8 protein-coding genes are annotated in these 7,739 nt (G+C 64.1%); 4 read left to right on the forward strand and 4 right to left on the reverse strand.

Annotation, left to right across the window (positions count from 1 at the left end; all coding sequences use genetic code 11):
• Positions 1-7: 7 nt before the first annotated feature.
• The gene (locus ACFDS3_RS00110) at positions 8-931 is read left to right on the forward strand and encodes a ParB/RepB/Spo0J family partition protein (RefSeq protein WP_375260290.1); all 924 of its coding nucleotides are present in this window, start codon (positions 8-10) and stop codon (positions 929-931) included.
• Here the strand turns inward: ACFDS3_RS00110 and hemW are convergent, their stop codons facing one another.
• The 3 genes from hemW to rph are packed head-to-tail and all read right to left on the reverse strand — an operon-like array spanning position 932 to position 3,361.
• On the reverse strand, positions 932-2,062 hold the full coding sequence (gene hemW / locus ACFDS3_RS00115; protein WP_375260291.1) for a radical SAM family heme chaperone HemW: 1,131 nt from the start codon (positions 2,060-2,062) through the stop codon (positions 932-934).
• On the reverse strand, positions 2,043-2,654 hold the full coding sequence (gene rdgB / locus ACFDS3_RS00120) for an RdgB/HAM1 family non-canonical purine NTP pyrophosphatase (RefSeq protein WP_375260292.1): 612 nt from the start codon (positions 2,652-2,654) through the stop codon (positions 2,043-2,045). Before rdgB ends, hemW begins: the two co-directional genes overlap by 20 nt.
• Positions 2,651-3,361, reverse strand: a complete 711-nt coding sequence (rph, locus tag ACFDS3_RS00125; RefSeq protein ID WP_375260293.1) for a ribonuclease PH — start codon at positions 3,359-3,361, stop codon at positions 2,651-2,653. The genes rdgB and rph overlap by 4 nt, the downstream gene beginning before the upstream one ends.
• A 67-nt stretch (positions 3,362-3,428) precedes the next feature.
• Between rph and hrcA the strand changes: the two genes are divergently transcribed.
• The 3 genes from hrcA to ACFDS3_RS00140 all read left to right on the forward strand — a co-directional run bounded on the left by hrcA (position 3,429) and on the right by ACFDS3_RS00140 (position 6,378).
• Positions 3,429-4,505, forward strand: a complete 1,077-nt coding sequence (hrcA, locus tag ACFDS3_RS00130) for a heat-inducible transcriptional repressor HrcA (RefSeq protein WP_375260294.1) — start codon at positions 3,429-3,431, stop codon at positions 4,503-4,505.
• Between the two features lie 156 nt (positions 4,506-4,661).
• Positions 4,662-5,189, forward strand: a complete 528-nt coding sequence (locus tag ACFDS3_RS00135) for a nucleotide exchange factor GrpE (protein ID WP_375260429.1) — start codon at positions 4,662-4,664, stop codon at positions 5,187-5,189.
• A gap of 25 nt (positions 5,190-5,214) precedes the next feature.
• Complete coding sequence (locus ACFDS3_RS00140; protein WP_375260295.1) at positions 5,215-6,378, forward strand: pyridoxal phosphate-dependent aminotransferase; 1,164 nt, start codon at positions 5,215-5,217, stop codon at positions 6,376-6,378.
• Between the two features lie 51 nt (positions 6,379-6,429).
• Here the strand turns inward: ACFDS3_RS00140 and ACFDS3_RS00145 are convergent, their stop codons facing one another.
• Complete coding sequence (locus tag ACFDS3_RS00145; protein ID WP_375260296.1) at positions 6,430-7,662, reverse strand: calcium-binding protein; 1,233 nt, start codon at positions 7,660-7,662, stop codon at positions 6,430-6,432.
• Positions 7,663-7,739: the final 77 nt, after the last annotated feature.

The raw sequence follows: 7,739 nt of genomic DNA on the forward strand, positions 1-7,739 counted from the left end.
TAGTTCAATGGTGGAAAAAAAGGAAAAGCGACGTGGCTTGGGGCGCGGGTTGTCAGCCTTGATGGCGGATCTTGAGACGGTCGAATCCGGGCCGACAGGTTCAGATGATGCACCGGCTGCCGAGGACGCGCCCCGGCGGCCCGACATGCTTGTTCCCATCGACCGGATCGAGCCCAATCCCGATCAGCCGCGCCGAACCTTTGACGGCGAGCCGCTTGAGGAGCTGGCAAATTCGATCGCTCACCGAGGAGTCATTCAGCCGCTCATCGTCCGGCCGCATCCTGAGAAAGACGAGCATTATCAGATTGTTGCGGGGGAGCGCCGGTGGCGCGCCGCGCAGATGGCGAAAGTGCACGAGCTACCGGTGGTCGTCAGGGCGTTTGACGATACCGAGATGCTTGAAGTCGCGATCATCGAGAACATCCAGCGCGCTGACCTGAATCCGGTGGATGAGGCAGCAGGCTACCGCCAGTTGATGGACCGTTTCGGCCACACGCAAGAGCAGATGGCAGAAGCCTTGGGCAAAAGCCGTTCGCATATTGCCAATTCTCTCCGCCTGCTGAACCTGCCCGAAGACGTGCTGTCCTGGCTGGGAGAAGGTCGGCTGACTGCCGGGCACGCACGCGCCCTTGTTGCGAACGAGAACGCCAGCGACCTCGCCAAAAAGATCATCGCCAAGAACCTCTCGGTGCGCGAGACGGAGGCGCTCGTTCGTAAGCCGAAGGAGGGAAAGGTTTACCGGCGCCGTACGCCGGAAGCCGATAAGGATGCGGATACGCGCGCGCTCGAGCAGGACCTGTCCGGGGCGCTTGGGCTGTCAGTGTCGATAGATCATAAGCAGGACGATCAAAGCGGCAAGATCTCGATCAGCTATAAGTCCTTGGAACAGCTTGATGAAATTTGCCAGTTGCTGTCGCGGGGCCTCGGCTAGCTAGACCAGAAGCTCTCGCAAAATTGCGTTCAGCAGAGGGCGCCCCGCAGGCGTCAGCGCCATCCTGCTTCCGCTGCGCACCAAAAGTCCAAGGTTTTCCAGATGCCCTGTATCTCCGAGTTCGGTTTCGATCTCGGAGATATCCAGACCTTGCTTCAGGCGCAGTCCCATCATGATGCGTTCTTCCGCCATCTCGCGGGCCGAGATCGGCGTGCGCGCTTCGTGGTCTTTGCCCGTCTCCGTGCCGTTCAGCCATGCCCCGGGCGCCGACAGGGCCTCGGTCGCGATCCGACCGCCCGGAGTGGCAAGCCGACCGTGTGCCCCCGGCCCGATCCCCAAGTAGTCGCCGCCCGTCCAATAGATCATGTTGTGGCGGGACTCTGCATCCGGAGCCGCATGGTTCGAAACTTCGTAAGCCGGAAGTCCTGCGGCCGTCGTCATGTCCTGCGTAAGCTCGAACATGTCGGCCGAAAGGTCTTCATCCGGTAAGCCAGCGAGTCGTCCGCGGGCAAAACGGTCGCCGAATGCTGTGCCGGGTTCGATCGTCAGCTGATATAGTGACAAATGATCCGCTGCGAGCCCGAGGGCGCGGCCAAGTTCGGCCTCCCATTCCGCCAGGGATTGATCTTGGCGGGCATAGATCAAATCGAAACTCACGCGCGGGAATATCTCACGCGCGGTGCCGAAGGCCGCTTCGGCCTCGGCCACGCTGTGCAGCCGTCCGAGCATGCGCAGGTCACGGTCGTTCAGCGCCTGAACTCCGATCGAGATCCTGTTGACGCCGGCCGCATGATACCCTCGGAAACGCTCAGCTTCGACGGAGGTTGGGTTCGCCTCGAGCGTGATCTCTACATCGTTCGCAAACCGCCAGGCACGCTGCGCCTGATCGATGATGGACGCGACAGTCTCGACCTCCATCAAGCTGGGTGTCCCACCTCCGAAGAAAATGGACCCGATCTCGATGTCGGGACGCTCTTCCTTATAGCGCGAAATCTCGGTGGCGAACGCCGCACGCCAGCGGGCCTGGTCGATCCGCGAAACGACATGCGAGTTGAAGTCGCAATACGGGCACTTCGCCTGGCAAAAGGGCCAGTGGATATACAGCCCGACCCTATTCAAAGGCCCCCGCAATCAGCTTGGCAAAAGCGTCCGCGCGGTGCGAGATGCGGTTCTTTTCCCAGCGATCCATCTCGCCGAAGGTCTGCTCATAGCCTTCGGGCAGGAAGATCGGGTCATAGCCGTGGCCCTGCTCGCCGCGCATCGGCCAGACGATCCGGCCCTCCATCTTGCCCGGAAAGACCATGTCCTCGCCATCAGGCCAGGCCAGGACGAGCGTACAGCAGAACCGCGCCCGCCAAGGTTCCTCGGCTCCTGTCTCGACCAGTGCGTTGTGGACGCGCTTCATTGCCATCACAAAGTCACGCCCGCGCGGAGTTTCGGCCCAGTCTGCCGTGTGCACGCCCGGCGCGCCGTTCAGCGCGTCGATTTCGATCCCGGAATCATCCGCCAGCGCAGGCATCCCTGTGGCCTTCGCGGCAGCATGCGCCTTGATGCGCGCGTTCTCGACGAAGGTGTCGCCGTCCTCGATCGGCTCGGGCAGCCCGTGGTCCGCGTTCGACGTGATCTCGAGCCCGTAGGGCGACAGCAGATCGCGGATCTCGGCCAGCTTCCCGGCGTTGTGCGTGGCGACGATCAGCCGGTCGCCTTCGATCCGGCGGCTCATGCCAGCGCCGCTTTCTGAGCTGCAACAAGCTCGTCGACACCCTTTTCGGCAAGGTCGAGCAGGCCGTCCATCTGCTGGCGCGAAAAGGTCGTGCTTTCGCCCGACATCTGCACCTCGATCAGCCGTTTGGTGCCTGTCAGGATGAAGTTTCCGTCGACGCCCGCCTCGCTATCCTCGGGATAGTCCAGGTCCAGCACCACCTGCCCCGCGTAGAGGCCGCAGGACACCGCCGCGACGTGTTCCGTGATCGGGTCCGTCACGATGCTGCCGGCTTTGATCAGTTTGTTGATGGCGAGCTTCAGCGCAACCCACCCGCCGGTGATGGCGGCGCAGCGCGTCCCGCCATCGGCTTGGATCACATCGCAATCGACGGTAATCTGCCGCTCGCCAAGCGCGTTCCGGTCCACCGCGGCCCGCAGGGACCGCCCGATCAGGCGCTGGATCTCCTGCGTGCGCCCCGACTGGCCGTTCTTCGCTTCGCGCCGGCCGCGCGTGTGGGTCGCGCGGGGCAACATGCCGTATTCGGCCGTGACCCAACCCTGCCCGGAGCCTTTCAGGAAGGGTGGCACCCGTTCTTCCAGCGTTGCCGTGCACAGCACGTGGGTGTCACCGCAGCGGATCATGCATGACCCCTCGGCGTGGCGCGTGACGCCCGTTTCGATTGAAATCGGACGCATTTCGCTTAAGTCTCTGCCGGACGGACGCATGAATTCACTCCTAAAGATTTGTTGCCCAGATATTCCTCGACCGTATGCCCGCGCAACCCCCGCACCCATGGCCGAGATGACGCAAAACCTGGATAGACATGGCCTAACGGCCGAAATGAACGACCGAACACGGGAAGTTTTCCGCCGCGTGGTCGAAAGCTATCTCGAAACCGGCGATCCGGTCGGCTCGCGCACCCTGACCCGCAGCATGAGCGAGAAGGTCTCGGCCGCGACGATCCGCAACGTCATGTCGGACCTCGAGTTCCTGGGATTGCTGAACGCGCCGCATGTCAGTGCCGGGCGGGTGCCGACGCAGCTGGGCCTGAGGATGTTCGTCGACGGTCTGCTCGAGGTTGGCGAACTGGGCGAGGATGATCGCCAGAAGATCGACCAGACCCTTGGCTCGAACGAGCGTGACACCGGCACGATCCTGGATCGCGTCGGGGCGGCCCTGTCGGGGGCGACCGCCGGAGCGTCCCTGGTCCTTGCGCCCAAGCACGAGGCACCGATCCGCCACATCGATTTCGTCTCGCTCGCCGCCGACCGCGCGCTGGTCGTGCTGGTCTTCGCCGACGGTCATGTGGAAAACCGCGTCTTCGCCCCGCCCCCGGGCCAGACACCGTCGTCCATGCGCGAGGCGGCAAACTTCCTCAACGCGATGGCCGAGGGCCGCACACTGGGAGAGCTTAGGATCACCGTGACGGCCGAGATCGACCGCCACAGGCGCGAGCTCGACACCCTCGCGCAGGCCATGGTGGATACCGGCCTTGCCGTCTGGGAACACGAGGGCGAGCCCTACGAGCGGCTGATCGTCCGCGGCCGCGCAAATCTGCTGGGCGAAAGCGAGGCGGACCTTGAGCGCGCACGGCAGCTCTTCGACGACCTCGAGCGCAAGCGCGATATCGCCGAGTTCCTCGAACTTACCGACGAAGGCCAGGGCGTGAGGATCTTCATCGGGTCCGAGAACAAACTCTTCTCACTTTCGGGTTCATCTCTCGTCGTCTCTCCTTATATGAACGCGGATCGAAAGATCATCGGCGCGGTCGGAGTCATCGGACCCACCCGCCTGAACTACGGGCGAATCGTGCCCATCGTGGATTACACGGCCCAGGTGGTGGGAAAGCTGCTGTCGGGCCGAAGCTGAGAGGCAGAAGAAAAGCGCATGGCTGACGACAACGAACGGGATATCCAGGCCGCCATCGACGAGATGCTCAAGCGCGAGACCGAAGGCACCGACGGTCCCTCCGAGGCGGACAAAGTCAAGCGCAAGGCTGCGCGCAGGAGCAGCTCGGACGAGCCGATGGACCTTGACGCCCTCGCCGGCGAAGAGCCCCCCGTGGTCGAAGAGACCGACGGCATCGCCGCCGAAGTCGAAGAACTGCGGGCCGAGAACGCCGAGCTGAAGGATCGCTTCGTGCGCGCCCTCGCCGATGCGGAAAACGCCCGCAAGCGAGCCGACCGCGAGCGGCGCGAGGCCGAGAACTACGGCGGCTCCAAGATGGCCCGCGACATGCTGCCGGTTTACGACAACCTGCAGCGTGCGGTTCAGGCCATCCCCGAAGAGAACCGCGAGACGAACGCCGCGCTGATCGAAGGCGTGGAGCTGACCCTGCGCGAGCTTCAGAACGTCTTTGCCAAGCACGGCGTGACCATTGTAGAGCCACAGGTCGGCGATCGTTTCGATCCCAAGATGCACGAGGCGATGTTCGAGGCGCCCGTCCCGGACACGCAGCGGGGCGACATCATCCAGGTGATGACTGTGGGCTTCATGCTCCACGACCGCCTTCTGCGTGCGGCGCAGGTCGGCGTCAGCTCGACACCGAAGTAACGAGAACGTCGCGGGAGGTCATGCCGTGAAACTGTCCGCCGCCCTCTCGCGACTTGGCACTGAAAGCGCCTTCGAGGTCCTGGCCCGGGCCTCGAAGCTCGCGGCCGAGGGGCGCGACATCATCAATCTCGGCATCGGCCAGCCGGACTTCCCGACTCCTGAGCATATCGTCGAGGCCGCCGTGAAGGCGCTGCGCGACGGCGCCCACGGTTATACGCCGGCCAATGGCCTGCCCGCGCTGCGCGAGGCCGTGGCCGCCGACCTGCACCGGCGTCACGGCGCCGAGGTGCATCCCGACCGCATCATCGTGCAGCCGGGCGGCAAGCCCACGATGTTCTACGCCGCGCTCGCATTCGGCGAACCGGGTGCCGAGATCATGTTCCCCGACCCGGGCTTCCCGATCTACCAATCCGTCATCGCCTTTTCGGGCGCTACGCCGGTGCCGATCGAGTTGCGGGAAGAGAACGGTTTTGCGTTCCAGGCCGAGGCCGTGCTGTCGAAGATCACCGACCGTACGCGCCTGATCATCATCAACTCGCCTGCCAATCCCACTGGCGCGGTTACCCCGAAGGAAGAGGTCGACAAGCTGGTCGCCGGCCTCGCCGATCACCCGGACGTGGCGATCCTGTCCGACGAGATCTACTCGCAGATGCTCTACGGCGGGCGCAGGCACGTCTCTCTGCTGAACTACCCCGAGATCCGGGACCGCCTAATCGTCCTCGACGGCTGGTCCAAGACCTACGCCATGACCGGTTGGCGGCTGGGCTACGCCGTCTGGCCCGAGCGCCTTGTGGAGCCGATCACCCGCCTGTGCATAAACGACCACTCGTGCGTCAACGCGGCGGCTCAGTACGCCGGCATTGCGGCGCTCGAGGGGCCGCAGGAGCCGGTAGCCGAGATGGTGGCCGAGTTCGACCGGCGCCGGCAGGTTGTCGTCTCGGGACTGAACGGGTTATCCGGGGTCAGATGCGCAGATGCCGGGGGGGCTTTCTATGCATTCCCGAACATAACCGGCACCGGGGTAGATGCGCGAACGGTCCAGGATCGCCTTCTCATCGAAGCGGGGGTCGCCACGGTTGCCGGCACCAGTTTCGGACGGGCGGGTGAAGGCTTTATCCGTGTGTCCTATGCCAACAGTCTTGAGCGCATAGAGACAGCCATCGACAGGTTTGGCCGCCTGGTCTCCTGAAGTCCCGGGATGGCAGGTGAGACAGCGCCGATGGGCAGCGTTGGGTGCGGCTCAGATCAGAATGATTGCGTTTTCGAGATGGCCAAGGTCGATCCCGCCGCCATTCGAAAGCAGCAGGTATTCCCCATCATCGAAATTGAATTCGACCATACCGGGTGACAGCCGCGTGGCGTAGCTACTCACGACCGAGGCCGCTGTCTCTGACCCGGCGAAGAGTGAGGCGTCGAAGCAGAGGGTATCATATGCGGTATCGAAGCCGGTGACGGTGTCCGCACCGAGGCCGGCCATGAACTCGAACGAATCCGCGCCGGCTCCGCCTGACAAGAGATCGTTCCCCGCTCCCACCACGAAGCGATCGTCACCGCTCGCCCCTGTCACCGTGTCGTTCCCGTCTCCGTCGGAGAGCAGGTCGTTTTCTGTGCCGCCGGCGAGTACGTCATTGCCGAGGCCACCGTACAGCGTGTCGGACCCTGCGGCGCCGAACAACTCGTCGCTCCAGACGTCGCCATCGAGGAAATCGTTGCCGTTACCGCCGCACAACGTGTCGTTATTCGTGCCGCCGTGCAACGTGTCGTGACCGGCTCCACCGTAAAGAAAGTCGAAGCCGTTTCCGCCACTGATGAGCGCGTCGTTTCCGCCGCCGCCGGACAGCGTGTCGTCCCCATCGCCGCCGAGAAGAGCGGCGTCGTCGTCCGCCCCGCCGAAGATGAGGTCGTTGCCGCCGGCCCCCGTCAGCCAGTCGACGCCGTTTCCGCCCGACAGGACGTCATCGCCGTCCTGGCCTTCCAGCGTGTCCGCTCCATCCTGTCCGAACAGCGAATCATTGCCGGTGCCGCCGACGAGCACATCGTTGCCGCCGCGCCCCATGATCGTATCGTTGCCGCCGGCGCCGTAGAGATGATTTTGCCCGTCGTCGGCGTAGATCTCATCGCCAAGATCGGTTCCGCGGACATCTTCGATCGAGATCAGCGTATCGCCCGTCGTTCGTTCGACGCCAGCGGCCAGGTCGATGATCACCCTCGCGGAATGGTCGGCGTAAGAGACCGTATCCCTGTCGGCTCCGCCGTCGAGCGTATCGGCGCCGGCCCCGCCGAGGAGCAGGTCGTTCCCGATTCCACCGTTCAGCGTGTCCAGCCCGTCCCCTCCGACGAGCGCATCGTCCCCGGCATCGCCCTGCAGAAGGTCGGGACCACTGCTGCCGACGAGGGTGTCGTTGCCGTCCCCGCCGCTCAGTATGTCGCCCGCCGACATCACGGCAGCGTTTGTCCTGGTCCTGTAAAGCATTGGTCGCTCCGGGATGCGTCGCGGCCAGTTATTCGAGGAAACATTTACGAACGGTTCAGGAGTGCATCCGGGGATGC

This window comes from Palleronia sp., from assembly GCF_042089775.1.
GTDB lineage: Bacteria > Pseudomonadota > Alphaproteobacteria > Rhodobacterales > Rhodobacteraceae > Palleronia.